This is a genomic window from Arthrobacter sp. RCC_34 (assembly GCF_041360795.1).
Taxonomy (GTDB): Bacteria; Actinomycetota; Actinomycetes; order Actinomycetales; family Micrococcaceae; genus Arthrobacter_E.
On record NZ_JBFUPW010000003.1, the window covers coordinates 143,148 to 165,610 of the forward strand.

The 22,463-nt window shown below is 68.7% G+C and carries 24 protein-coding genes; 10 read left to right on the plus strand and 14 right to left on the minus strand.

Annotated elements, in window-relative coordinates:
- Positions 1-16: 16 nt before the first annotated feature.
- Positions 17-544, plus strand: a complete 528-nt coding sequence (locus tag AB6732_RS12370; RefSeq protein ID WP_370960256.1) for a DoxX family protein — start codon at positions 17-19, stop codon at positions 542-544.
- A gap of 65 nt (positions 545-609) precedes the next feature.
- On the opposite strand, the gene AB6732_RS12375 is transcribed toward AB6732_RS12370, so the two are convergent.
- The 4 genes from AB6732_RS12375 to AB6732_RS12390 all read right to left on the minus strand — a co-directional run bounded on the left by AB6732_RS12375 (position 610) and on the right by AB6732_RS12390 (position 4,384).
- Positions 610-1,737, minus strand: coding sequence for a glutamate--cysteine ligase (locus AB6732_RS12375; RefSeq protein WP_370960257.1), 1,128 nt, complete (start codon positions 1,735-1,737; stop codon positions 610-612).
- 241 nt (positions 1,738-1,978) lie between these two features.
- Positions 1,979-2,407 carry a hypothetical protein gene (locus AB6732_RS12380; RefSeq protein ID WP_370960258.1) on the minus strand — a complete coding sequence of 143 codons (429 nt, stop codon included), beginning with the start codon at positions 2,405-2,407 and terminating at the stop codon, positions 1,979-1,981.
- Between the two features lie 34 nt (positions 2,408-2,441).
- The gene (locus tag AB6732_RS12385; protein WP_370960259.1) at positions 2,442-3,527 is read right to left on the minus strand and encodes a fatty acid desaturase; all 1,086 of its coding nucleotides are present in this window, start codon (positions 3,525-3,527) and stop codon (positions 2,442-2,444) included.
- 347 nt (positions 3,528-3,874) lie between these two features.
- Positions 3,875-4,384 carry a MarR family winged helix-turn-helix transcriptional regulator gene (locus tag AB6732_RS12390; RefSeq protein WP_370960260.1) on the minus strand — a complete coding sequence of 170 codons (510 nt, stop codon included), beginning with the start codon at positions 4,382-4,384 and terminating at the stop codon, positions 3,875-3,877.
- 279 nt (positions 4,385-4,663) lie between these two features.
- On the opposite strand from AB6732_RS12390, the gene AB6732_RS12395 reads away from it, so the two are divergent.
- Both AB6732_RS12395 and AB6732_RS12400 read left to right on the plus strand, forming a co-directional pair.
- The gene (locus AB6732_RS12395; RefSeq protein WP_370960261.1) at positions 4,664-4,990 is read left to right on the plus strand and encodes a hypothetical protein; all 327 of its coding nucleotides are present in this window, start codon (positions 4,664-4,666) and stop codon (positions 4,988-4,990) included.
- A gap of 123 nt (positions 4,991-5,113) precedes the next feature.
- Positions 5,114-6,451 carry an Nramp family divalent metal transporter gene (locus AB6732_RS12400; RefSeq protein ID WP_370960262.1) on the plus strand — a complete coding sequence of 446 codons (1,338 nt, stop codon included), beginning with the start codon at positions 5,114-5,116 and terminating at the stop codon, positions 6,449-6,451.
- Positions 6,452-6,510: 59 nt separating this feature from the next.
- Here AB6732_RS12400 and AB6732_RS12405 read toward each other — a convergent pair whose 3' ends face one another.
- Positions 6,511-6,999, minus strand: a complete 489-nt coding sequence (locus tag AB6732_RS12405; protein WP_370960263.1) for a VOC family protein — start codon at positions 6,997-6,999, stop codon at positions 6,511-6,513.
- A 5-nt stretch (positions 7,000-7,004) separates the two neighbouring features.
- Entirely contained in the window at positions 7,005-7,481 is a 477-nt protein-coding gene (locus tag AB6732_RS12410) for a VOC family protein (RefSeq protein ID WP_370960264.1), read from the minus strand.
- Between the two features lie 182 nt (positions 7,482-7,663).
- Between AB6732_RS12410 and AB6732_RS12415 the strand changes: the two genes are divergently transcribed.
- Together AB6732_RS12415 and AB6732_RS12420 are read left to right on the plus strand one after the other, a co-directional pair.
- The gene (locus AB6732_RS12415; protein ID WP_370960265.1) at positions 7,664-8,248 is read left to right on the plus strand and encodes an NADPH-dependent FMN reductase; all 585 of its coding nucleotides are present in this window, start codon (positions 7,664-7,666) and stop codon (positions 8,246-8,248) included.
- Positions 8,249-8,257: 9 nt separating this feature from the next.
- Complete coding sequence (locus tag AB6732_RS12420) at positions 8,258-8,812, plus strand: hypothetical protein (RefSeq protein WP_370960266.1); 555 nt, start codon at positions 8,258-8,260, stop codon at positions 8,810-8,812.
- 25 nt (positions 8,813-8,837) lie between these two features.
- Here the strand turns inward: AB6732_RS12420 and AB6732_RS12425 are convergent, their stop codons facing one another.
- The 3 genes from AB6732_RS12425 to AB6732_RS12435 form a co-directional block, all read right to left on the minus strand.
- Complete coding sequence (locus AB6732_RS12425; protein ID WP_370960267.1) at positions 8,838-10,160, minus strand: hypothetical protein; 1,323 nt, start codon at positions 10,158-10,160, stop codon at positions 8,838-8,840.
- Entirely contained in the window at positions 10,157-10,852 is a 696-nt protein-coding gene (locus AB6732_RS12430; RefSeq protein WP_370960268.1) for an ATP-binding cassette domain-containing protein, read from the minus strand. The genes AB6732_RS12425 and AB6732_RS12430 overlap by 4 nt, the downstream gene beginning before the upstream one ends.
- A 97-nt stretch (positions 10,853-10,949) precedes the next feature.
- Positions 10,950-11,252 carry a DUF4193 domain-containing protein gene (locus AB6732_RS12435; protein WP_066216141.1) on the minus strand — a complete coding sequence of 101 codons (303 nt, stop codon included), beginning with the start codon at positions 11,250-11,252 and terminating at the stop codon, positions 10,950-10,952.
- A 152-nt stretch (positions 11,253-11,404) separates the two neighbouring features.
- Between AB6732_RS12435 and AB6732_RS12440 the strand changes: the two genes are divergently transcribed.
- Positions 11,405-12,220, plus strand: a complete 816-nt coding sequence (locus tag AB6732_RS12440) for a class I SAM-dependent methyltransferase (RefSeq protein ID WP_370960269.1) — start codon at positions 11,405-11,407, stop codon at positions 12,218-12,220.
- A 61-nt stretch (positions 12,221-12,281) separates the two neighbouring features.
- On the opposite strand, the gene AB6732_RS12445 is transcribed toward AB6732_RS12440, so the two are convergent.
- Together AB6732_RS12445 and AB6732_RS12450 are read right to left on the minus strand one after the other, a co-directional pair.
- Entirely contained in the window at positions 12,282-12,644 is a 363-nt protein-coding gene (locus AB6732_RS12445; RefSeq protein WP_066216138.1) for a DUF4190 domain-containing protein, read from the minus strand.
- Between the two features lie 69 nt (positions 12,645-12,713).
- Positions 12,714-13,904 (minus strand): hypothetical protein, encoded by a 1,191-nt coding sequence (locus tag AB6732_RS12450; RefSeq protein WP_370960270.1) that lies wholly within the window; start codon positions 13,902-13,904, stop codon positions 12,714-12,716.
- Between the two features lie 44 nt (positions 13,905-13,948).
- Between AB6732_RS12450 and AB6732_RS12455 the strand changes: the two genes are divergently transcribed.
- Positions 13,949-14,572 carry a LysE family transporter gene (locus AB6732_RS12455; protein ID WP_370960271.1) on the plus strand — a complete coding sequence of 208 codons (624 nt, stop codon included), beginning with the start codon at positions 13,949-13,951 and terminating at the stop codon, positions 14,570-14,572.
- A gap of 66 nt (positions 14,573-14,638) precedes the next feature.
- Here AB6732_RS12455 and AB6732_RS12460 read toward each other — a convergent pair whose 3' ends face one another.
- Positions 14,639-14,773, minus strand: a complete 135-nt coding sequence (locus tag AB6732_RS12460) for a hypothetical protein (protein WP_370960272.1) — start codon at positions 14,771-14,773, stop codon at positions 14,639-14,641.
- A 246-nt stretch (positions 14,774-15,019) separates the two neighbouring features.
- Between AB6732_RS12460 and AB6732_RS12465 the strand changes: the two genes are divergently transcribed.
- Both AB6732_RS12465 and AB6732_RS12470 read left to right on the plus strand, forming a co-directional pair.
- A complete protein-coding gene (locus tag AB6732_RS12465; protein ID WP_370960273.1) occupies positions 15,020-15,502 on the plus strand; it encodes a low molecular weight protein-tyrosine-phosphatase in 483 nt (160 codons plus the stop codon).
- Positions 15,502-17,733 (plus strand): chorismate-binding protein, encoded by a 2,232-nt coding sequence (locus AB6732_RS12470; RefSeq protein WP_370960274.1) that lies wholly within the window; start codon positions 15,502-15,504, stop codon positions 17,731-17,733. Before AB6732_RS12465 ends, AB6732_RS12470 begins: the two co-directional genes overlap by 1 nt.
- Before the next feature lie 198 nt (positions 17,734-17,931).
- Here the strand turns inward: AB6732_RS12470 and ilvD are convergent, their stop codons facing one another.
- Complete coding sequence (ilvD, locus tag AB6732_RS12475; RefSeq protein WP_370960275.1) at positions 17,932-19,818, minus strand: dihydroxy-acid dehydratase; 1,887 nt, start codon at positions 19,816-19,818, stop codon at positions 17,932-17,934.
- A gap of 246 nt (positions 19,819-20,064) precedes the next feature.
- Between ilvD and AB6732_RS12480 the strand changes: the two genes are divergently transcribed.
- Positions 20,065-20,889: a helix-turn-helix transcriptional regulator gene (locus tag AB6732_RS12480; RefSeq protein WP_370960276.1), complete on the plus strand. Its 825-nt coding sequence runs from the start codon at positions 20,065-20,067 to the stop codon at positions 20,887-20,889.
- Positions 20,890-21,027: 138 nt separating this feature from the next.
- Here AB6732_RS12480 and cls read toward each other — a convergent pair whose 3' ends face one another.
- Positions 21,028-22,440, minus strand: coding sequence for a cardiolipin synthase (cls, locus tag AB6732_RS12485; protein WP_370960582.1), 1,413 nt, complete (start codon positions 22,438-22,440; stop codon positions 21,028-21,030).
- Positions 22,441-22,463 lie beyond the last annotated feature (23 nt).

Genomic DNA, 22,463 nt, shown 5'->3' on the forward strand with positions numbered 1-22,463 from the left:
GCGGTACTTTGTGTCCATGATCGCCGACAGCACCGCACTCGATGTGGGAATCCTTTTCCTGCGCCTCGTCGTAGGGGTCACGATGGCCGCCCACGGTTTCCAGAAGTTCTTCGGCAAGGGTGGGATCGGGCAGGTCGCCGCCTGGTTCGACAGCATCGGCATGAAACCGGGCAGGTTCAACGCGATCATGGCGGCTTCGACCGAGACGGCCGCCGGGATCGCGCTCGCCCTCGGGCTCTTCACCCCGCTCGCCGCGGCCGCGTATGTCGCCCTGATGGCCGTCGCGTTCTGGACGGTCCACCGGCACGGCTTCTTCGCGACCAAAGGCGGATGGGAGTACAACCTGGTCCTCGGCGCGGCTGCGGTGACCGTGGCGACGCTCGGCGCCGGGAGGCTCAGCGTGGACCATCTGTTCACCGGCACCGGCATCGCAGGCCTCCTCTGCGGTTGGGCGGGACTGCTCATCGCAGTGTTCCTCGGGGTCGCCGGCGCGGTAGGCCAGCTCGCGCTCTTCTATCGCCCTCCCGCGCCCACGGATCGATGATGGGCGATCGCCGACGTCGAGCCGGCCAAGCTGACGCGGAGAACTGACTCCCGCGTGAAACGAACTCAGTCGAGCGGCTCGCGTTCGGGTCGCCGGCCGTGTGCGTGAGTGGCCTCCACGAGTGCCGCGACGACGTCGGAGGCGCGCCCGCCGCCGAAGGCTTCCCGCTGCAGCCGCTCACCCGAGCCCCGCTCGAGGATCCGTGCGATCCCGGCGCGGACGAGCGGCAGGTCGCCGGCGTCGTCGAGCGCCGCTTCAAGATGATGCGTGAAGTCCTCGACGACGGCGGCCGCGGGGCGGGGAATGCCGGTGGCCGGGTCGAGCAGGGCGCCCCGGAGTCCGAAACGGCTCGCCTGCCAATCAGCCAGCCGCAGCGTGTCCGTCCGCACGGCCGGCGCGGGAATGCCCGCCCGCCAGTCCCCGGCCGCGGTCTCGACGAGTGCCCGCACGGCCGCGGCGAGCACCACGGCGTCTTCGGCACGGAGGCAGATGTCGGCGATCCGCACCTCCACGGTCGGCTGGTGCCGACAGAGCCGCGCGTCGAAGTACACCATGCCTTCGTCCAGCAGCACCCCGGTGCGGATCAGCCGCGCGATGGTCTCGTCATATCCGGCCGCGGTGCCGAAGAGCTCCGCCGGGCCGGCCGAGGGCCAGCGGCTCCAGATCTGGGTGCGGTAGCTGGAGAAACCCGTGTCCTCGCCGTTCCACAAGGGTGAGTTCGCGCTGAGGGCGAGGAGCACCGGGAGCCAGGGTCTGATCCGGTCCAGGACGGCCACGCCCTCGTCCCGCGTCGGAACGGAGACATGCACGTGGAAACCGCAGGTGATCTGTTCCCGCGCGACCATGCCGAACCGCCGCGACATGGTGGAATACCGCTGGTCGCCTTCCGTCGGCGTCGTATGCATCAGCGGAGGGGTGCCCGAGGCGGCGATCCGCGCGCCGACGGTGCGGGCCGCGGCATCCGCCAGAGAACGGCCGACTACGATCTCGGCCCGCAGCTCCTCCGCCGTCCCACAGGGCCGGGTATTGACCTCGATCTGCTCCTGCTTGAACTCCGTCGTGAAATCGGGTCCGGGTGGGGAATCAGTGCCGGAGCGCGCCACAGCGTCGAGAACCGCTCCGGCGAGTGGCAGCGGCCACCCGGTGTCCGCCGAGACGATCAGCAGTTCCTCTTCGACTCCGAACGTGCGCATCCGCGCCTCCGCTCACCTGGCCCGAGAGGTCCGATCCGTCCGGGCGCCATGCCGTGTTCCCCTTGAATCATCCCACTGCGACCGGTGCGGAGAGAAGGTGGGTTCGCGGGGCTCGGCCAGCCCTCTCCGGCCCGTTCACCACCGACACGCAGGTTGAGATGAGGTCGCCACTGATCACGGAGTGGAGCGATTCGCCGGGGTGATGTCGCGTCCGCTTACGGGCGCGGAACGCCGTGCCGGGTCAGTGGAAGTGGACTTCGGCTGCGGCTTTCCTCAGCTGTTCCCGCCTGCTTTCCGAGAGGTGAGGCGCCGGGTGTGCCGGGCGGCCGGCGTCGTCGTCGGCGGCGTCCGAGAGCTCCTGGATGAGCGCTCCCAGCAGGAGCGCGAGCCCCTCGCTGAGTTCGTCCAGGGTGGTGTTGGTGATATCCAGCCGGCGTTCGTTGAGAATGAGTCCGACGTCAGGGTAGCCGGCCTCCGTGAGCCGCCCGGAAGCGGCAAGGTGAAGGAGCCGTTCATGTTCGGACCGGCTGGGGCGCCGGTTCAGGATCGTGGGAACGGTGTACCTCTCCGCCTGCGGGAATTCTTCGATTCCAGCGACCAGGCAGGAGAACACCACCCCTTCCACCCGAAGGGGTTCCGGATGGCTTGTCGTGCTGCCGTGCGTGTTCATGGTGTTGATCCTTGGTCTGCGGGCGGGCACCCGTTCAGCTCGTGAGCGCCGGCCGTCGCAGTGTCTGCGCGACAGGGCACTCGAAGACCGATCCGCGCCCGTAGCCGACCTCGTTGAGATATTTGATGACGGTCCCGTAGGAGGCCAGCAGTGTCGACGTGGTGTACGGGATGTTCTCCTCGGCGCAGGTACGCTGGACGATCGCCGCGGCGCGTCGGAGGGCGGGTCGAGGCATGGTCGGGAAGAGGTGGTGCTCGATCTGGTAGTTCAAGCCGCCCATGAGCAGATCCATGGCCCAGTTCCCCGTGATGTTCCGCGAGGACCGGACTTGCCTGGTCAGGAAGTCGACCCGATCCCCCGCGGCGTACACCTTCATGCCCTTGTGGTTCGGCGCGAAGGTGGCTCCCATGTAGAACCCGAAGACTCCCTGCTGGACCAGCACGAAGGTGATGGCGAGGGGCAGCGGGAGGAAAACGAATGCCAGCACGGGGACTGCGCAGGTCCTGGCGGTGAGAATCACCAATTCAAGGGCGCGGCGGTCCACCCGCCCTCTGCTGAGCAGGTGCCGGTAGGAGTCCACTTGCAGGCTGATACCGAGGAACGGCAGCAGCAGGAAGAGGAAGTAGCCCTGTCCCTTGGCGATGAAGTGCAGTGCCTTCGGCCTTGCCGCAGCCGCCTGGTCGTAGAAGGCAACGAACCCGGGGCGGATATCTGGATCCTTGCCGATCATGTTCGGCGTCGAATGGTGCCTGGTGTGTTTCTGCTGCCACATGGCGTAACTGATGCCGGACAGCCCTGTGGCGACCAGACGCGCGAACCAGTCGTTGGCTTTCCAGGTGGAGAAGATCTGGCGATGCGCCGCTTCATGGGCCAGAAAGCCGAACTGGGTCATCAGCACGCCGAGGCCCACCGCGATCAGGATCTGGAAGCCGGAATCACCCAGCAGGCCGAAGCCGACCCATGCGGCGCCATAGGCCACGATCAGGATCGAAAAAACTGTGAGGTAGAAGCCCCGGCGGCGAACCAGAAGCCCATCGGATTTCATCTGGGTTTGAAGAGCGACGAATCGCTCCACCAGGGGGTTGCTCCGCGCAGGGCGCGAGAGAAGGTCAGTGTTCATTCAGTGCCGCCAATGGCTGGGAGGTTCGGTGCGACCCTCGATATCGGGGCACCATTCCCTCGTTTCTCGACTCTACGGGATCGACCTGAGAGAGCTGTCGGAGTGTCAATGGGCCCGCCCGAATCGCCGTTGACCCGGACGGGAGTGCAAAGGGAAGCCGGAGGAAGACGGGTACGGCCTCGGTGGATGCCCAGGAATCCTCCGGTCTCCCAGAGAGTCACCGCTCCTCCCCGGTGGATGAGCGCCGCCAGGAGGAGATGTACCTCACATTCTATCAGATAGCTTGCTTGTCTAGCTAGACACGCGCGAGGTGTCCCGGCCGCGCCGCCGGACCGCGGAGCCCACCGTCAGGTCGCCATGCCACGCTTGGGTCGCGGGTCGAACTCGGCCAGCGCTCCGATGAGCGCCTCCAGATACTTCTCCACGGTGGCGAGTTCGGCCGCGCTGAACGTGCTGGCGGCGGACAGCAGGGCGCTGACCTGACGCTGCAGCCCGGATTCAAGCATGGCTTGAGCGGCGCCCGTGGCGTGCAGGATTCTCGCGCGACGGTCTCGTTTATCGACTTCGCGAGTGAGGTAGCCGACCGAGATCAATCGCTCCACGAGCGCGGAGACGGAAGCCGAGGTGAGTTTGAGGTAGCTCCCCAGCAGCCGCGACGTGACCTTCCGGGTCGCCGATTCGTCCACGACGAAGCGCAGAGCATCCAGGTCGGTGTTGTTGATGTTCAGGTCCGCGCGGAGCGTTTCCCTCGCGCCCGTCTCGACCACCCGGAACTCGCGCAAGAGGTGGAGCGAGTTCAGGACGTGATCTTCCCGCCCTCCCTCGAGCCAACTGCGATTGATCAGTTCCAATGCCATGAGCGGTGAACCTTCCGTTGGGGTGAGCGCCTCGCTTAGCGAACTAGCTTTAAGGTTCATCTCCATTTTAGAACCGCTTCACATCGCATTGAAGCCCCCTTGGGGGATTCCGCCCGCCCGAACGCCTCGCGCAAGCCATCTTGCGTGTAGATAGTTTGATAAACTAGATTTCACTCCAAGGGGTCGTTCACCGCCCCACGAAGAGAAGTGCAACCGAAGAGAAGCGCAACCGGTCTCACCCGAACAGTTCACTCGTCTCAACCCCTTCAAGGAGAGAGCATGCGACTCGTCAGCAAGACCCGGAACATCGTCGACAACCCGATCCAGCATCAGTATGAGATCTATCGGGACGGAAACGTCCAGGGCGTCGTCAGGTACCGCATCGAGGGCACCACGATGCGGTTCTTCCTCTGCCAGGCCAAAGGCCTCCATTCCGAGAGTGAGCGGCGCGCATTCTACCTGGCAGCAGCCAGAGATGCGAAGCGACGCCGGTTGAACGTCCAGATCACGTCCCGTTCCATGGCGGAAGAACTCGCTCCGCTGGCAAAGGTGCGCCGCGTGACCTTCCCCGACATCACTCCTGACTCGCACCACGTCGCCGCGTAGCGGCGCACCGATACGGGGCCGCCACCTCACCCACCGTCGGAAGCGGCACCGCGTTCTCACCTACTCCAGCGCCCTCATCCGGCTCGACCGCGGGGGCGCGCCCTGAATCCACAGGAGGACACCGTGGCCGCGGACACTCCCGGACATGAACCTGGCCGCGCGGACGAAGCGAAGGAACCGCACGGCGCGAAGAAGTACCTCAAAGCACTCGGCCCCGGTCTGATCTCCGGAGCCTCCGACGACGACCCTTCGGGCATCGCCACCTACGCGCAAGCAGGCGCCACCTACCAGGCCTCGGCCCTGTGGACCGTGCCCGCCACCCTGCCGCTCATGATGGCGGTGCAGGAGATCTGCGACCGCACCGCCCTCGCCACAGGGAAGTCCCTCGGCGCCTTGGCCCGGGAGAAGTTCTCCAGCAGACTCCGCTTGCTCATCGCCATCCTGCTGATCGCGCTCATCATCGCGAACGTCGTGAACCTCGCCGCGGACACTCTCGCTGTCGGCAAGGGCATGGAGATGCTGGGCGCCGGTCCTGCGTTCCTGTGGAATCTGATCGCCGGGGCAGGCATCGCGTTCACCCTCGCCAAAGGGTCGTTCGCCACCATCGAGCGCATCTTCAAATGGCTGTGTCTCGCCCTCTTCGCGTACGTGGCCGTCCTCTTCACGGTCCACGCGGACTGGGGTGAGATCCTCCGCGGGCTCCTCGCGACCCGCTTGCACTGGGACCTCAGCTATTGGGCCCTGATTGCGGCGATCTTCGGCACCACCATCTCCCCCTACCTGTTCTTCTGGCAGAGCGCCAACCGCGTGGAGGACCTCAAGGCCGAGTCCTCGGATGGTGACGCCGCCGGGCTGAACGAGCGCGGACCACAGGACACGAAGAACAAGAAGCGCCTCGCCCGCGTCGACGTCTTCACCGGCATGGCGTTCTCGGTCCTGATCATGTTCGCGATCATCGTGGCCACGGCGGCGACCCTCGGACAGACCGGAACCGAGATCGGATCGGCGGATGACGCCGCCAAGGCCCTGGAACCCATCGCCGGCCCCTTCGCCAAACTGCTCTTCGCCCTCGGATTCATCGGCTCCGGCATCCTCGCCATCCCCGTGCTCGCGTCCTCCGGCGCGGCCGGCCTGTCCGGCCTGCTGAACAAGAACTGGGACCTCGACTCGTCGCCCCGCAAGGCCCCGGTGTTCTACACGCTCGTCCTCGTCGGCGCGGCACTCGGCACCCTGCTGAGCCTCATCTTCAGCAACCCGATCCAGCTCCTGGTCCTCTCGGCCACCATCAACGCGATCGCCGCAGCGCCCTTCCTGATCATCACCATGCTCATCGCCCGCGACAGAAAACTCATGGGCGACCAGGTCAACGGACGGCTCAGCAACACCCTCGGCTGGCTCACCGTCGCCGTGATGACCGTGCTGGGGATCCTCGGGATCCTCGGGACCATCTTCGGCGCCTGACGCAGGGCTGCGCCTCCCGGCCCGTGCCGGGAGGCGTAGCCGTGCGGCCACCGGCAGGGTCAGTCCCCGCGGTATGCCGCCTGCATCGCCGCGAGGTCGATCCTGGTCATCGTGATCAGGGCGTTCATGGCGCGCAGGGACGCCGCCGTGTCCGTGGACGCGGTCATGGCGTCCACCTCGGCGGGGACCACCTGCCACGACACCCCGAAGCGGTCCTTGAGCCAGCCGCACGGCTGTTCCAGGCCGCCGTCGGCGGTGAGGGCGTCCCAGTAGTGGTCCGTCTCCTCCTGATCCTTCGTGATGATGACGAAGGAGACGCCTTCGCTCGGGCTGAACATCGGGCCGCCGTTGAGGGTCTGGAAGGCCGCGCCGTCCAGGGTGAAATCCACCGTGAGCGCGGTTCCGGGCGGGAACGGCGCCGGGAAGGGCGAGCCTTCCAGCACGCGGGTGGTGATGCCACGGGCGGAGTTCGGGAACACCGAGATGTAGAAGTCCGCGGCCTCCTCGGCGGCGCCATCGAGCCAGATGCAGTTCTTCAGGGCGGGCATGACGGTCACTCCCCCCGGTAGGCGGCCTCAAGCGCCGCGATGTCGAACTTCTTCATCCCCATGAAGGCCTGCATGGCACGGCCCACGCCCGCGGCGTCGTCGCCGGACATGATCGAGCCGAGCGCCTGCGGCACCACCTGCCAGGAGACGCCGAACTTATCCTTGAGCCAGCCGCACTGGCCCTCGGAGCCGCCGTCGGCCGTGAGCTTGTCCCAGTAGTAGTCGACTTCGGCCTGGTCGGCGCAGCTGATGGAGAAGGAGATGGCTTCGTTGAAACTGAATTGGGGGCCGCCGTTCAGGCCCTGATACGGGGTTCCGTTGAGCTGGAACTCGACCGTCAATGCGGTCCCGGCCGGGAACGGTGCGCCCTCGCCGTAGCGGGACACCGCGGTCACGGAGGATTCGGGGAACACGGAGACGTAGAACTCGGCGGCTTCCTCCGCCTGGCCGTCGAACCAGAGGCAATTGGTGATGCTGGACATGGGACATCCTCTCGAGGGTCCGGAGTGGGCCCGGGCAGAGCCCACGTCTTCCAAGCCTACGTCCGGACGGCGCCCGGCACGAGGGATGATTTCCGGGCCGCAGCGCCTCTGGACCTGGGACCCGTCCCGGCCTAGCGTGGCAGAGGGGGATTCAGCCGTGAATCGTTCTGAAAGGACATGACATGACGTTCAAGGTCGGCGTTCTGGTGGGTTCGCTGTCATCCACCTCGATCAACCGGAAACTCGCCAAGGCGCTGGAGAAACTGGCGCCCGAGCAGTTGCAGCTCGAGGAGATCCCGCTGAAGGACCTCCCGCTCTACAGCCAGGATTACGACAAGACCTTCCCGCCCGTCGCCCGCGAGTTCAAGGCGCGGATCGAAGCCTCCGACGCGCTCATCTTCGTCACCCCGGAGTACAACCGGTCCATCCCCGGCGCCCTCAAGAACGCCATCGACTGGGCCTCCCGTCCCTACGGCAGCAACTCCTTCGCGAAGAAGCCCTCGGCGGTCACGGGCGCCTCGCCGGGCAACATCTCCACGGCCGTGGCGCAGCAGCACCTGCGGAGCATCCTCTCGTTCGTGAACTCCCCCGAGCTCGCCAGCCCGGAGGCGTACATCCACTTCACGCCCGGCTTGATCGACGACGACGGCACTGTCACCAATGAGGGCACCGCCGAGTTCCTGCGCGGCTGGCTGGACGCGTTCGCGCTGTTCGTCGCACGCGTCACCTCCGCGGTGAACGACGGGCAGGATCCCGACCGGGGCTAGGCTCCCACCATGGGGAATGACGCGGGGAACGAAACGCACACCGACCACCAGCTCCGCACCGGCCGACTGCTGACCGGTGCGGGCCTGCTGGTGTTCGCCACCACCGCCGTGTGGTTCCTGACCGTGGCGCCGGGCACCGTGCCGGGCCATTTCGGGCTGGACGGGACGGTCAACCGCTGGGACACGCGGGGACGCTTCGTCCTCACGCTGTCCGCAGTGGCGGTGGGCATCACGCTGCTCCTGACCACCGCGCCGCACTGGATCTTCCGGCTCCCGGCCGGCCTGGTCAACGTGCCCAACGCCGAGTACTGGTTCCGGCCGGAGAACCGCGCCCGGCTGGCCCGCAATCTCACCCGCGACCTGGGCGTGGTGAATCTGATCGTGCTTCTGCTGCTGAGCTGGATCATGGTGGCCTCCGTCATCGCAGCGGACCGCGACGGTCAAGTGTCACCGTTGTTCCTGATCGTTCCCACGCTCCTCGTGGCGGGCGCCGTCATGGGTCTCGCTCTCAGGATCTACAGCAGCCCGCGCTACGCGATCCCACCGGACGACCGGAATTCCTGACCGGAGTTCCTGACCGGGGAGCCCGTCAGCGTCGGGAGGCGAGCCCGGCGAACCGGAGGAGCGCCAAGACCCCGAGGCCCACCGCCAGAACCCCGAGCACCGTGGCCGACGGGAACCGCGTCCCGGCCCAGAGCAGCCAGACGGCCGGAATCACGGGTCTGATCAGCCACAGGACCATGAACACGGCGGTCGTGTCACCCACCGGGGTGCTGACCGGCGTCAGGTACTGGGCGGGAAGGCCCGCCGCGCCCAGGCTCGCGACCCGGATCAGCGCGGCGCAGGCCGTCACCAGGAGGGCGGGCGCGAGCCTTGAGGGATCGAGAGCCAGGACCGGCGCCGCGACGGCCACCAGCAGGACCACCAGCGGCAGCGCTGCATGAGCCAGAAGGCGGGCCGGCAGCGGCTGCGGCACGACGACGTCGTAGCCCACGGTGTCCGCGACGTCACCGAGCGCGCCGCTCAGCCGGGTCATGGCGGCCTGGGCGAGCAGCAGCACCACCGCGAGCATCGCCGGAGTCGCTCCCGCCAAAGCCAGAGCCGTCGCACCCGCCACCAGGAACACGAGCGCGAGACCCACGCCCCACGGATCCTGCCGGAGATACCGGAGATCGATGGCGACCGACCGCGCGAGCAGACCCGCCGGGAAGGCGCGCCCGGTCCGGCGTGGCCCGCGGCGCGGGATGCCTGCGGCGAGGGACCGGCTGTCGCCGGTCATGAGTCCGGCGAGCGCGACATCGCGCGCGGCGGTCAGATCCTCGAGCCGCGGGATCGTCAGGCCGGCCGGGCCTCGCTGCTTGCGGGAGGCCAGCACGGCCGAGACGAGCCCGCCGATCAGTCCCACTCCGAGCGCCGTCCCGAGGAGTCCGGGAAGTCCCGGGGCTTCGCCGTTCCCCTGCCACCAGGCCAGGACCGGCAGCGCAGCGAGGACCAGGGCGAACAGCACCGTGCACGCCTGGATGAGCCGCGTGCGAGTGCCGAGGGTGGCCCGGAGACCGAAGGGCCCCGCGGCCAGGTAGTGGATCTCCTCGGCGGAGCTCCACACCGGGCCGAGGTAGGCGGGAGTCGCCGCCGCGGCCAGGACCAGGAGCGCCTCCAGGCCCGTGACCAGGCCCAGCAGCCCGGCCGTGGACAACGGGGCGACCGGCCCTGCGATCACGAGCACCACCGACCAGGCACCCGGACCGATCACGAGCCCCAGGAGCAGCGCCGCCAGATACCAGGGGTACCAGCGGCCGTCCTCGGAGGCCCCGCGGAGCAGCACTCTGACGGCCTGGAGCTGCCTGCGGCGTGTGGGGCCGGGTGATGTGGCCGGGTCGGGTGATGCGCTCGGGCCGGGTGATGCGCTCACAGCGCTCCGTCGCCGGAGTCGCCGCCGTCCGGCTCGTCGCCGTCCGCCCACGCGCTGCCGTCCTGCTCGCGGGCGAGCACCACCTCACGGGCGCCCAGCAGGTCCACGAGACGCGGGTCGTGCGTGGCCAGCAGGACGCCGGTCCCGAGGTCGCGCCGTCGCAGCATCAGCTCGGCGATGACCTGACGGCGCCGGGCGTCCAGACGCTGTTCGGGTTCGTCCAGGACGAGCAGCGCGGCGGGGCGGGCGAACGCCATCACGAGGCCGATGCCCTGGCGCTCCCCCGAGGACAGCTCATCCGGGTACTGGTCGGCCAGTCGCGCGAGATCCAGAACTTCGAGCACCTCGTCCAGAGGCAGGGCCATACCGCCCGAACCGGCCCAGGAGGTCTCCACGAGATCCAGGTGTTCCGCGATGGTCAAGCGGGCGTAGAACGGCGGCGGGCCGGTCATGGCGGCGATGCCCCGGGCGCCGTCCCCCAGGTCCGCCTGGCGGTCGAGGGTCCCCGTGGTGGGGGCGAGACGGCCCAGCGCCAGCCGCAGCAGCGTGGTCTTGCCCGAACCGTTGGGTCCTGTGAGGGCCACGATCTCCCCGGGCCGTACCGTGAAGGTGGTCGGGCGCACGAGCCAGCGCTCGCCCACCTGGGCTCCCACGGCGGAGGCGCGCAGCAGCGCGGCCGGGGTGTCAGTCATGGGTGCATCCCGTCGTCGTGCGTCCGGAGGTCATCCGCGGCTCCTGGGCACACAAAAACGCCCGCGCCGGAAACCGGCACGGGCGCTTGAAAGTCGATCAGCCTTCGCACTCGACGCAGTACACGAGGCCATTCTTCTCTCGTGCGATCTGCGAGCGGTGCCGGACCAGGAAACAGGAGGCGCAGGTGAATTCATCCGCACGCTCCGGGATGACCACCACGGTGAGTTCCTCATTGCTGAGGTCCACATCGGGGACATCCACACCATCAGAGGTGTCCGCCTCGTCGAGCTCACGCACCACGCTGCGGGCATCGCCCGAGTTGACGGTCTTCAGCGCCTCAAGGGACTCGTTCTGGATCTCCGCAACATCAGAGCGCACTGCATCGTAGTCGGTTGCCATGTGTGGCCTGCCTCTCCTCGCCTAGTGGACGCCTGGTGGGACGTCACGGCAATGCATCATAGGGCACCCATGACCACATAGCCAATCGCTTCCGGAATTCCTTCCACCGGACACCCATTCCCCCTCGTCACACCCGGGAGTACGGTGTCTGCATGAGCGCGCAGGAACAGGACGACGTCTACACTCACGGCCACCACGCCTCCGTGGTCCGGGCCCATGCCAGCAGGACCGCGCGCGAGTGTGCGGGCTACCTTCTGGAGCACCTCACCCCGGGCGTGACGATGCTCGACGTCGGCTGCGGCCCCGGCAGCATCACGTGCGACTTCGCGGAGCTGGTCGCCCCCGCCGTGGTCACCGGACTGGACCGGGCGCCGGAGGTGGTCGAGCAGGCCGCAGAGCTCGCCCGAACCCGTGGCGTGGAGAACGTCGCCTTCGTCTCCGGCAACATCTATGCCCTGGACTTCCCGGACGACACCTTCGACGTGGTCCACGCCCACCAGGTGCTCCAGCACCTGACCGATCCGGTGGCCGCGCTGCGGGAGATGCGCCGTGTGGCCAAGCCCGGCGGCCTCGTGGCCGTGCGGGACGCCGACTTCCACGGCATCTTCTGGTACCCCGATGTCCCGGAGCTGGACGAGTGGATGGAGATGTATCAGAAGGTGGCCCGGCACAATCAGGCCGAACCGGACGGCGGACGGCACCTGGTGGCCTGGTCTCAGGAGGCCGGCTTCACGGACGTCGCCCCGAGCAGCAGCAACTGGACCTACGCCACCGCCCAGCAGCGCCGTTGGCTGGCCCGAGTCTGGGCGGAGCGCGTGGTGCACTCCTCCCTCGGCGAGCAGGCCCTGTCCTACGGCTATGCCACGCAGACCGGCCTGGAGCGGATCGCCGCGGGCTGGCACCGCTGGGGCGAGACGAGCGACGGCTGGCTCGTCATGCCGAACGGCGAGGTGCTGCTGAGGGCGTGACGGGCTGCCCGGCCTGACGCGCGGCGCGGCCTGACGGGCGGCCGGGCGCGGCGCCTCGGCGCTACTGGCTCTGCACGCCCGAGACGCCGGCGGAGAACATCAGGGTGAAGATCCCGATCATGAAGAACAGCACGATCGCCCAGCCCACCAGCATGATGCTGTTGATGATGATGCCCGCGACCGCGATCCCCTTGCCCGCCGGTTCCTTCCGCGAACCGACGATGCCCAGCACGAGCCCGACGATCGGCACCAGGAAGGTCCAGCCGAAGAACATGCTGCTCAGACCCAGGACCAGCGAAGCGATCGAGTTCCCCTTGGGCTGCGGCGCGGGGAAGGTCAGGTAGACCGGGGCCGGCTGCGAACCGTAGGGCCCGGGCCCGGTGGGCGGGTAATCCGGCGGGTAGTTCGGCGGCACCTGGGACACTGCTCAGCTCCTTGATTCGTGGGGGCGTCGGTTCATCAGTCGCCTCCGTGTCGTTCTCCCGGCATTCTGTCAGACCGCCGTCGGCTCCGGCACGGCGGTTCGGGCGGGCACGCTGGCCACCTGGCGGATGAAGAGGATGAGCCACGTGAAGATCAGGGCGAACGCGATCAGCTCCATACCCGTGAGGTTGTAATAGCCCAGGGGCAGGTACAGGACCACGGAGACGATCACGCCGGTCACGAACACGCCACTGGCCACGTGGAAGGTGAAGCCGAGCCCGGGGATCCACCACGGCAGCGCGATGACCAGCACACCCCAGGCCACGACCATCCCGGTGGCGCCGGTGTTGTGGAGCAGCTCGGATTCGTCAACGGGCACCAGCCCGGCGAGCGCGAGGCCCACCCCCATCAGCACCAGGCAGCCGTAGACAGGCCGCAGTTTCGGGTGCAGGTACCGCTCACGTCCCACGTTCTTCGCCCAGCCGCGCGCGCCGAAGAAGCGCAGCCACCGCTGACCGGCCTGCTGCCGCAGCGTCTGGATCTGCGTGAAAGCGACGGCACCGGCGTCGGACTCCGAGAAGTGCTGCAGATCCGCCAGGATGAAGTGCGCCAGCGTGACGATCAGCGCGCCCGCGACGAGCAGGGTGATGTTGAAGGTGTAGGCCGTCCCGGAGTGCGCAGTGCCGAGGGCGCTGATGTTGGACTGCCACCAGTCCGCCTGCTGGGTGGTCATCATGGCGTTCAGCACCCCCATGACCAGGAAGGCGCCGAGCAGGGTCGCGACGCGCTCGGTCGTCAGGTTCTGGGCGTTCACCGCGGTCAGATAAGCCGAAGCGCCGGCCGTCATGGCCAGAAGCAGCGCCGCGGCGAACGCGTCCAGGGTCAATCCGATGAAGGCCTGCTGGAACAGCGCGAACAGTGCCACGGCCCCCATGTACGCGAGAGCCGCGTGGGAGAGGGCGAGCGCGACGACGTCGAGCAGGTACAGCCACGGCGGACGTCCCGCGGTGCGCACGCGCCGGACGACGCGGCCGCCCACCACGAACCCGAAGGCCGCGAGCGCGACGACGGCGCTGAGGACCGCTGCGGCCACACCGATCGAGCCACTGCCGGAGAGCGGCGGATGCGCACCGAAGAAGACGACGAATCCGGTGAGGAACCCGAGGATCAGGGCGCCACCACCGGCCTGCAGAGCACGCTCCTCGGCGGTCCGCCGAGGCGTGGAGGCGGGGTTGCTGGTTCTCAGGGGCGGCAGTGACATGTCTCTATTCTGCCCAGTCACCGGCGCTCCCCTACTCTTATCGGGTGGATCTCTCCCTCTGGCTCGCTCTGGCGACCGCCGCCCTGCTCATCAGCCTCACTCCCGGCGCGGGCGCCGTCAACACCATGAGCAACGCGCTGAACGTGGGATTCACCCGCTCGATCTGGGGGATTCTGGGGCAGCAGGCGGCCCTGGTGATCCACGTGGTGGTGGTCGCCCTGGGGCTGGGCGTGCTGGTCTCGCAGTCGCCGGTGCTCTTCAACGTGATCCGGTACGCGGGCGCCGCCTATCTGGTGTATCTGGGCATCCGGCAGTTCCTGGCCAAGCCGGTTCACACCGCGGAGGCGCAGGCTCAGCTCACCGGCGAACCCGCGTGGAGCATGTTCCGCCGGGGCCTCTGGGTGAACCTGCTGAACCCCAAGGCGATCGTCTTCTTCCTGGCCTTCCTGCCGCAGTTCATCCGGACCGACCAGCCACTCATCACGCAGTACGCGGTGGTGGCCGTGACGGTGGTGGTCATCGACATCCTGGTCATGTGGTTCTTCTTCGCCCTCGCCGCGAAGTCGGTCCGCAGATTCACCCGGTCGCCGCGTGGTCAGCTGGTGCTCAACCGGAGCTTCGGGGTGCTCTTCGTCCTGCTCGGCGTGGGGCTGGCGCTCCTGCACTGATTCACTGACCGTTCACTGACCGGGCCGGACGGGCGGCTCCCCTGACTGCGCCCGCCCGGCATTTCGTCACTCCTCGTCGGAGCCCTCGGCAGGGTCCTCCGCATGGACGCGTTCCGTCTCCTCGGCCTGCTCCTCGTCCTCGCCTTCCGCGGGCGCCTCGCTGTGGGTGCGGTCATCGTCACCGGGCTGGATTCCGGACATCGCCGGACCTCCCCTCGAACGTGCCCCACGACCCTTCGCGTGGGGTCTGTCCTTCCAGCGTAGGCCGGTGCGGCTCACGGGGCCAGGGGTTCCGGGGCCGTCACGCGGGCCGTCGAGGAAGGGCCGCTGACCGTGGCCAAGGAACCCGGCCCCCGCCGTCGTGGGCGGAGCGGCTACCGTTGGAACATGGCTGAAAAACCTTTCCGGGTGATCACGGTGTGCACGGGTAACATCTGCCGCTCACCCATGGCTGAATACCAGTTGCGCCGCGCTCTGGCGGAGGCCGCGCAGCAGCATCCCGAGGACGGGTTCCTGGCCGCCGTCGTCGTCGATTCGGCCGGGATCAGCGACGAAGAGGAGGGCCGCTCGATGGACCGCCGCGCGGCCACTCAGCTGCGCGCCCTGGGGATCGACCCAGCCGGGCATGTGGCCCGCGAGTGGGACAACGCCTGGTTCCGCGAGCGCGACCTCATCCTGGCCATGGATGAGAACCACTACCGGGCCCTGCGGCGCTGGGCGCCGGACGAGGAGACCCGTGCCCGGATCCGCATGTTCCGGTCCTTCGATCCGTCGATGGCGGGCAAGAGCACGGCGGAACTCGGCATCTACGACCCCTGGTACGGCGACCAGCAGGACTTCATCGAGTGCGCGGACATGATCTCCGGCTCGCTGGAACCGCTCGTGGAGTACATCCGGGCCGCGGCGGCGCACGGGGCCCAGCCCGAGTGATGTCCGCACCTCGCACGGCGCCCCTGCTGATCGGCATCGACGGCCGGTCCGGCGCCGGGAAGACCACCCTCGCCGTCGAACTGTGCGCGCGGCTGCGGCAGCACCGCACCGTCTCCTTGTTCCACCTCGAGGACATCTACCCGGGCTGGCAGGGTCTCGAGCAGGGCATCCAGCGCTATCTGGACACCGTCCTCGCGCAGCTCTCCACAGGCCACGACGCCGAGTGGACCACCTGGGACTGGGCCGCCGGCACGGACGGTCCGCTCCGCACGACGCCGGCCGCGGACATCGTCGTGGTCGAAGGCGTGGGCGCCTGTGCCGCGGGCGCCCGGGAACTGCTCGATGCGACGATCTGGGTCTCCGGCGCCGACGACGAGCGGAAGTCCCGCGCCCTGGCCCGCGACGGCGAGAGCTACGTGCCCTTCTGGGACACCTGGGCGGAGCAGGAGGAGCGGTGGCTCGCCACGGATCCCGTGCCGGCGTCCGTGGACCTCACTGTCCGGGACACCCTGGGCGAGGCCGGCCCGGGCGGGGCCGGCCCGGCAGGTTCCACCGGGCCCGGCTCCGGCGACGCCGTCGACGAGGTCCTCGAACTCCTGAGCCACCACCCCGCCCTCCACACGGAGCTCGCCCCGGAACGCAGCGCGCTGGCCTCCCGGCCCGTGCGCATCACCGCGGCCGGACCTCTGGCCTCTGAGGACGGCACGGCGCCGGACGCAGGGGTCCTCTTCGCGAAGCTCTTCGGGAACGACGCCCACGCCGTCTGGCTCGACTCCTCGGATGCCGGGCTTCCCGGCGCCACCCGGAACCGCTTCAGCATCATGGCCGGCAACCCCGGAGCCGGGCTGTCCATGAGCCATCGCCACGGCGTCACGGAACTCCGCCGCGGCAGCTCCGCCGCGCGCCTGCCGCTGCCGTTCTTCCGCTGGCTCGCCACCGCCTGGACGCCCCAGCCCCTGCCGGCCGCCCCCGCCGGGTACGACTGCCCGTTCCGCCTCGGCTGGCTCGGCTGGCTCGGGTACGAACTCAAGCGCGAGACCGGCGGCTCGGATCAGGACACCTCGGGTTCGGCCGTGCCGGACGCGGGCCTGCTCTTCGCGGACCACGCCGTGGTCCTGGACCATCAGGAAGGCCTCGCCTGGGCGCTGGAGCTGGCCGGCACGGAACCCGACGACGACGCCACTCCCCCTCCCGCCCCAGCCTCCCCCGGCGCGGGCCCGGACCGCCGTGAGGGCTGGGCGGCCGTCGTCGCCCGCGCGCTGGAGACCGCCAGGACGCCCACGGGCACCGCGCCCGACGCCGCCACGACCGCCGCGGCCGCCCCGGCGTCGTCCGTCCGCGCCACCGCAGGCGCGCAGGCCACCAGGGCCCCGTCGCCCGTTCCACGCTTCACCGCCCGCGACGCTCATCGGGACTACCTCTCGAAGGTCCTGGCCAGTCAGGACGAGATCCGTGAGGGCAACAGCTACGAGGTCTGCCTGACGACCACCCTCACCGCGAACGCCCCCGGCTTCGACGTCACCGCCGCGTACCGGGCCCTGCGGCGGCGCAACCCGGCGCCCTTCGCGGCCTTGCTGCGCTTCGGGGACGTGAGCATCGCGAGCACGTCGCCTGAACGGTTCCTCTCGATCGACGCGAGCGGCGGGCTGCTGGCCGAGCCCATCAAGGGCACGCGGCGCCGGTCCGCCGACGCCGCGGAGGACGCGGCGCTCCGCGAGGACCTCTCCACGAGCCTGAAGGACCGGGCGGAGAACATCATGATCGTGGACCTGCTCCGCAACGATCTCAGCCACTTCGCCGAACCGGGGTCCGTGACGGTGAGCAGGCTCTGCGCCATCGAAAGCTACGCCACGGTGCACCAGATGGTGAGCAGCATCCGGGCGCAGCTCAGGCCCGGGGCGTCCCGCGTGGAGGCCGTCGCCGCGGCGTTCCCGGCCGGGTCCATGACGGGCGCTCCGAAGATCAGCACCATGGCGATCCTGGACGGTCTCGAGGGCGGTCCCCGGGGGATCTACTCGGGCGCGCTCGGGTATTTCTCGCTCGACGGGTCCGTGGACCTCTCAGTCGTGATCCGGACCTTGGTGGCCTCCGGCGCCGGGGAGGACACGCGGTTGAGCCTCGGCGTCGGCGGGGCGGTCACGGCGGATTCCGTGCCCGAAGACGAGTACCAGGAGATCCGGACGAAGGCCTACGGGGTGCTCAGCACACTCGGCGCCGAGTACCCGGAGTAGGCGGGCCGGTTCTCGCGTCCCGGCTCCAGGCGACCGAACCAGGTGCCACCTCCCGGCTGAGTCCGCTGGAAACGCCGTGAGTCCGCTACACGATGTAGCGGACTCACGGATTTGATAGCGGACTCAGCCCCTCGGGAGCCGGCGACCGGCCCCTCAGGGTGCAGGGTCCTGAGAGTGCGGGCCCCTGAGCGCGTGAAGCTACTGCGCCACCGGCTGCGGCGAGGTCATGCGGTACAGGGCGTCGACGTCGCGCACGGCGCCCTTGTCCGCGGAGGTCGCCATGGCCGCGTAGGCCCGCAGCGCGGCGGAGACCTGACGTTCGCGGCCCACCGGGTGGTAGCCGGTCGTGGCCTCGAGGCGGTCGCGACGGGCTTCCAGCTCGGCCGGGTCCACCAGCAGCTCCAGGGAACGGGTGGGGATGTCGATGCGGATGCGGTCACCGTCCTCGACCAGGGCGATCATGCCGCCCGACGCCGCCTCCGGCGAGATGTGGCCGATCGAGAGACCCGAGGTGCCGCCGGAGAATCGGCCGTCCGTGATCAGGGCGCACTTCTTGCCCAGGCCGCGGCCCTTGAGGAACGAGGTGGGGTACAGCATCTCCTGCATGCCCGGGCCGCCCTTGGGGCCTTCGTAGCGGATGACCACCACGTCGCCCTCCTTGACGGTCTTGTTGAGGATCTTCTCCACGGCCTCGTCCTGGGATTCGCAGACCACGGCGGGCCCCTCGAACGTCCAGATCGACTCGTCGACGCCCGCGGTCTTCACCACGGCGCCATCGACGGCGATGTTGCCGCGCAGCACGGCCAGGCCGCCGTCCTTGGAGTACGCGTGCTCGACGGAACGGATGCAGCCGCCCTCAGAATCGGTGTCCAGAGAGGTCCAGACGTTCGACTGGGAGAACGCCGTGGAGGAGCGGACGCCGCCGGGAGCGGCGTGCCACAAATCCTGGGCCTCCTGGGTGGCCTTGCCGCCGCGGACGTCCCAATCGTCCAGCCAGCCGTTGAGGTCCGTGGAGTGCACCGAGTGGACGTCCTGGTGGAGCAGCCCGCCGCGGTTGAGCTCCCCGAGCAGGGCGGGAATACCGCCGGCGCGGTGCACGTCCTCCATGTAGTAGGTCTTGTCCTTGGCGACGTTCGGGGCGACCTTGGCCAGGCAGGGCACCTGGCGGGACTTGGCGTCCATCTCGGCCAGCCCGTAGTCGACGCCGGCCTCCTGGGCGGCGGCGAGCAGGTGCAGGATCGTGTTGGTGGAGCCGCCCATGGAGATGTCGAGGGCCATGGCGTTGTCGAAGGCCTTGGCCGTCGCGATGGAGCGGGGCAGCACGGAGGCGTCGTCGCCGTCGTAGTAGCGCTTGACCAGGTCCACCACCGTAGCGCCCGCCTTCTCGTAGAGGGCCTTGCGGGCGGTGTGCGTGGCGAGCACGGAGCCGTTGCCCGGCAGGGAGAGGCCGATCGCCTCGGTCAGGCAGTTCATCGAGTTGGCCGTGAACATGCCGGAGCAGGAGCCGCAGGTGGGACACGCGTTCTCTTCGATGAGGTTGATGTCCTCGTCCGAGATGGACTCGTCCACGGCGTCCGCGATCGCGTTCACCAGGTCCAGCGAGCGCACCGAGCCGTCGGTCAGGGTCACGCGGCCGGCCTCCATCGGGCCTCCGGAGACGAACACCGTGGGGATGTTCAGGCGCAGGGCGGCCATGAGCATGCCGGGGGTGATCTTGTCGCAGTTGGAGATGCAGACCAGGGCGTCGGCGCAGTGCGCGTTGGCCATGTACTCCACCGAGTCGGCGATCAGATCGCGGGACGGGAGCGAGTACAGCATGCCGCCGTGGCCCATGGCGATGCCGTCGTCAACGGCGATGGTGTTGAACTCACGGGCGACGGCGCCCGCGGCGTGGATGGCTTCGGAGACGATCCGGCCCACCGGTGCGAGGTGGGTGTGGCCGGGGACGAATTCGGTGAAGGAGTTCGCCACGGCGATGATCGGCTTGCCAATGTCCGAGTTGGCGACGCCGGAGGCACGCAGCAGTGCGCGGGCGCCGGCCATGTTGCGGCCGTGGGTGACAGTGCGGGAACGATATGCAGGCATGGACCCAGTCTTCCGTCTGGAACGACCAGCACCAAGACGGCGCTGCTTCTGGTAGTGGGAGTACTAGAATCAGTACTCGACGACGGCGGCTGCGGCGAACCGGCAATGGGCTCCCTGCCGCCAACCTCACGGCCCCACTCCGCTGAGACAGTGGGTTTCCGCTGAAACAGTGTCTTCTGCTCACTGTTTCGGCGGAAACTCACTGTTTCGACCGGGAACCGGGCGACCCACCGAAAGGCGACCACCATGACCGAAGCCGAAGCCTGGCGGAAGGAAGTCGGCGGATTCCTGGCCGCGCGGCGTCGTCGTGCGGTGCGCAGCGATTACGGCCTCCCGCAGGCCGGCCGTGGCAAGGACGTCGGGCTGCGCCGTGAGGAGGTCGCGTTCCTCTCCGCCATCTCGGTGACCTGGTACACGTGGCTGGAGCAGGGCCGGAAGGTCAACCCGTCGCGGGAGGTGCTCACCTCGCTGGCGACGGTGCTCCGGCTGGATCCCGCGGAGGAACGGTACCTGTTCACCCCGTTCGGATACGCCGCGCCCGCGCCGAGCCTCGGCACCGCGGAGACGACCGCCCACGTGCAGCGGCTCCTGGACGCGATCGACCCGAACCCTGCCCTGGCGCTGGAGGGCAACTGGGACATCGTGGCCTGGAACGACGCCTACAGTGCCCTGTTCCCGCGCGTCCTGGAGGTCTCCGGGCCGGACCGGAACCTGCTGCGCCTGGTCTTCACGGACCCGGCCGTGCGCGCCCTCCTGCCCGACTGGGACCAGACGAGCGCGCAGTTCCTCGCCGAATTCCGGGCCGAGACGGGATCACGGATCGAGGACGCTCGGAAGGCCAGTCTGGTGGCGGGACTCCTGCAGTCGAGCCCGGAGTTCCGCGCGCAGTGGGAGGCGCACGGCATCCGCGGTTTCACGCCCCGGACCCGCAGCTTCAACCATCTGGACGGCAGCACCGTCACCTACGAGCACCACCAGCTGACGCTCGCGGACGCTCCGGCGCTGAAGCTGATCGTCTACACCCCGGCGCCGGACCCTGCGACGGACGACGACGGCGCGGCCTCCCGCTGACCGCACGCCCCGCCCGGCGTCGCCCGGGTCAGCCGGCGTCGCCCACGCTTCCGTGGTCCACCCCCGGACATTTCCGTGGGCGAACCACAAAACCGCGGGTCGGAGCGGCACAGGCGCAGCCCCGGCCACACGGCACAGCTACTGCAGAGTGGCCGAGAGCCGGCAGACGTTGTCCACGTACTTTGAGAGCACGGACCGTTCCTGCCATTCCTCCAGCGTCAGTTCCCGCGAGGTGGCACGGTAGGCCTCCTGCACCTTCCGCAGCTCTGACACGATCTCCGGGCCGACCATCATGAGGGACACCTCGAAGTTCAGCGAGAAGGACCGCATGTCCATATTGCTGGACCCGAGCACGGCCACCTCGTCATCCACCGTGAAGTGCTTCGCATGCAGCACGGCGGGCGCCTTGTAGAGGAAGATCCGCACTCCGGCCTCCAGGAGGGCTTGGTAATAGGACCGCTGGGCGTGATGCACCAGGAACTGGTCGCCCTGTTCAGAGACGAAGAGCTCCACGTGAACGCCACGCTGAACGGCGGTGGTGATGGCATACAGCAGGGAGTCGTCCGGCACGAAGTACGGGCTGCAGATGGAGACCCGCTCCTGCGCGGAGTAGATCAGCGTGTTGAACAGGCGCAGGTTGTTCTCCTGGGAGAACCCGGGTCCGCTCGGCACCACCTGGGCCGGGATATGGCCGTCGACGGCCTCAGGGAGGACGATCTGCTCTTCCAGGGATTCATCCGTTTCACTCAGCCAGTCGGTGGCGAAGACGACGTTCAGGCTCGCGACCACCGGCCCTTCGACCCGGGCCATGAGCTCCACCCAGTGGCGGCCGGCCTTGCGGTGCTTGGGATTGTTGTAGGAGGGCTCCGTGAGGTTCTGCGACCCGGTGAAGGCCACCTCCCCGTCGACCACCATGATCTTCCGGTGGTTCCGGAGGTCCGGGCGGCGCCACTGCCCGGAGAACGGCATGACGGGAAGCATGCGCCGCCAGCGGATCTGGGAATTCTTCAGACGCCGCAGCAGTCGCCGGTAGCCCCGTACCCGCAGCGTGCCGATGTGGTCGAACAGCAGGCGGACTTCCACACCTCGTTCGGCCGCCTCCTCCAGGGCCGTGAACAGTGGTTCCGTCACCGAGTCGTACGCCATGATGTAGAACTCGACATTGACGTAGCGCTTGGCCCCGCGCGCCGCCGCCGTCATCGCCTCGATCGATTCCAGGTACCCGGGGATGAGTTCGACACGGTTCCGGGTGGTGAGCGGCTGGGCTCCGAGCCGGTGGTTGAGTTCGATCGCGGAACGCAGCCAGACCGGCAGGTGCAGCTGCTCGGACTCGCCTTCCAAGAGGGAGCTGGCCTCCCGCACCCGTCGGTTGACGTCCTCCAGCTCGCGGACGCGGCGGCCCTTGAGTCGGAAGTTTCCGAACAGCAGGAACAGGACCAGGCCGGCGTCGGGCACCAGGAAGATGGCCAGCAGCCACGCCATGGCCGTGGTGGGACGGCGGTTGCCGGGCACCACACCGAGCAGGACGAGACGGATCACGATGTCGGCCATGACCCAGATGGTGAACCCCAACG

What these genes read in the sequence shown, in the direction of transcription:
- AB6732_RS12450 (WP_370960270.1), bottom strand. Translation starts at nt 13,904, where the DNA reads ATGTCACTGCCGCCCCTGAGAACCAGCAACCCCGCCTCCACGCCTCGG.
- AB6732_RS12465 (WP_370960273.1), top strand. Translation starts at nt 15,020, where the DNA reads ATGGCTGAATACCAGTTGCGCCGCGCTCTGGCGGAGGCCGCGCAGCAG.
- AB6732_RS12375 (WP_370960257.1), bottom strand. Translation starts at nt 1,737, where the DNA reads ATGCGCACGTTCGGAGTCGAAGAGGAACTGCTGATCGTCTCGGCGGAC.
- AB6732_RS12380 (WP_370960258.1), bottom strand. Translation starts at nt 2,407, where the DNA reads ATGAACACGCACGGCAGCACGACAAGCCATCCGGAACCCCTTCGGGTG.
- AB6732_RS12430 (WP_370960268.1), bottom strand. Translation starts at nt 10,852, where the DNA reads ATGACTGACACCCCGGCCGCGCTGCTGCGCGCCTCCGCCGTGGGAGCC.
- AB6732_RS12390 (WP_370960260.1), bottom strand. Translation starts at nt 4,384, where the DNA reads ATGGCATTGGAACTGATCAATCGCAGTTGGCTCGAGGGAGGGCGGGAA.
- AB6732_RS12420 (WP_370960266.1), top strand. Translation starts at nt 8,258, where the DNA reads ATGGGGAATGACGCGGGGAACGAAACGCACACCGACCACCAGCTCCGC.
- AB6732_RS12440 (WP_370960269.1), top strand. Translation starts at nt 11,405, where the DNA reads ATGAGCGCGCAGGAACAGGACGACGTCTACACTCACGGCCACCACGCC.
- AB6732_RS12470 (WP_370960274.1), top strand. Translation starts at nt 15,502, where the DNA reads ATGTCCGCACCTCGCACGGCGCCCCTGCTGATCGGCATCGACGGCCGG.
- AB6732_RS12410 (WP_370960264.1), bottom strand. Translation starts at nt 7,481, where the DNA reads ATGTCCAGCATCACCAATTGCCTCTGGTTCGACGGCCAGGCGGAGGAA.
- AB6732_RS12370 (WP_370960256.1), top strand. Translation starts at nt 17, where the DNA reads ATGATCGCCGACAGCACCGCACTCGATGTGGGAATCCTTTTCCTGCGC.
- ilvD (WP_370960275.1), bottom strand. Translation starts at nt 19,818, where the DNA reads ATGCCTGCATATCGTTCCCGCACTGTCACCCACGGCCGCAACATGGCC.
- AB6732_RS12405 (WP_370960263.1), bottom strand. Translation starts at nt 6,999, where the DNA reads ATGCCCGCCCTGAAGAACTGCATCTGGCTCGATGGCGCCGCCGAGGAG.
- AB6732_RS12460 (WP_370960272.1), bottom strand. Translation starts at nt 14,773, where the DNA reads ATGTCCGGAATCCAGCCCGGTGACGATGACCGCACCCACAGCGAGGCG.
- AB6732_RS12415 (WP_370960265.1), top strand. Translation starts at nt 7,664, where the DNA reads ATGACGTTCAAGGTCGGCGTTCTGGTGGGTTCGCTGTCATCCACCTCG.
- cls (WP_370960582.1), bottom strand. Translation starts at nt 22,440, where the DNA reads ATGGCCGACATCGTGATCCGTCTCGTCCTGCTCGGTGTGGTGCCCGGC.
- AB6732_RS12395 (WP_370960261.1), top strand. Translation starts at nt 4,664, where the DNA reads ATGCGACTCGTCAGCAAGACCCGGAACATCGTCGACAACCCGATCCAG.
- AB6732_RS12385 (WP_370960259.1), bottom strand. Translation starts at nt 3,527, where the DNA reads ATGAACACTGACCTTCTCTCGCGCCCTGCGCGGAGCAACCCCCTGGTG.
- AB6732_RS12480 (WP_370960276.1), top strand. Translation starts at nt 20,065, where the DNA reads ATGACCGAAGCCGAAGCCTGGCGGAAGGAAGTCGGCGGATTCCTGGCC.
- AB6732_RS12435 (WP_066216141.1), bottom strand. Translation starts at nt 11,252, where the DNA reads ATGGCAACCGACTACGATGCAGTGCGCTCTGATGTTGCGGAGATCCAG.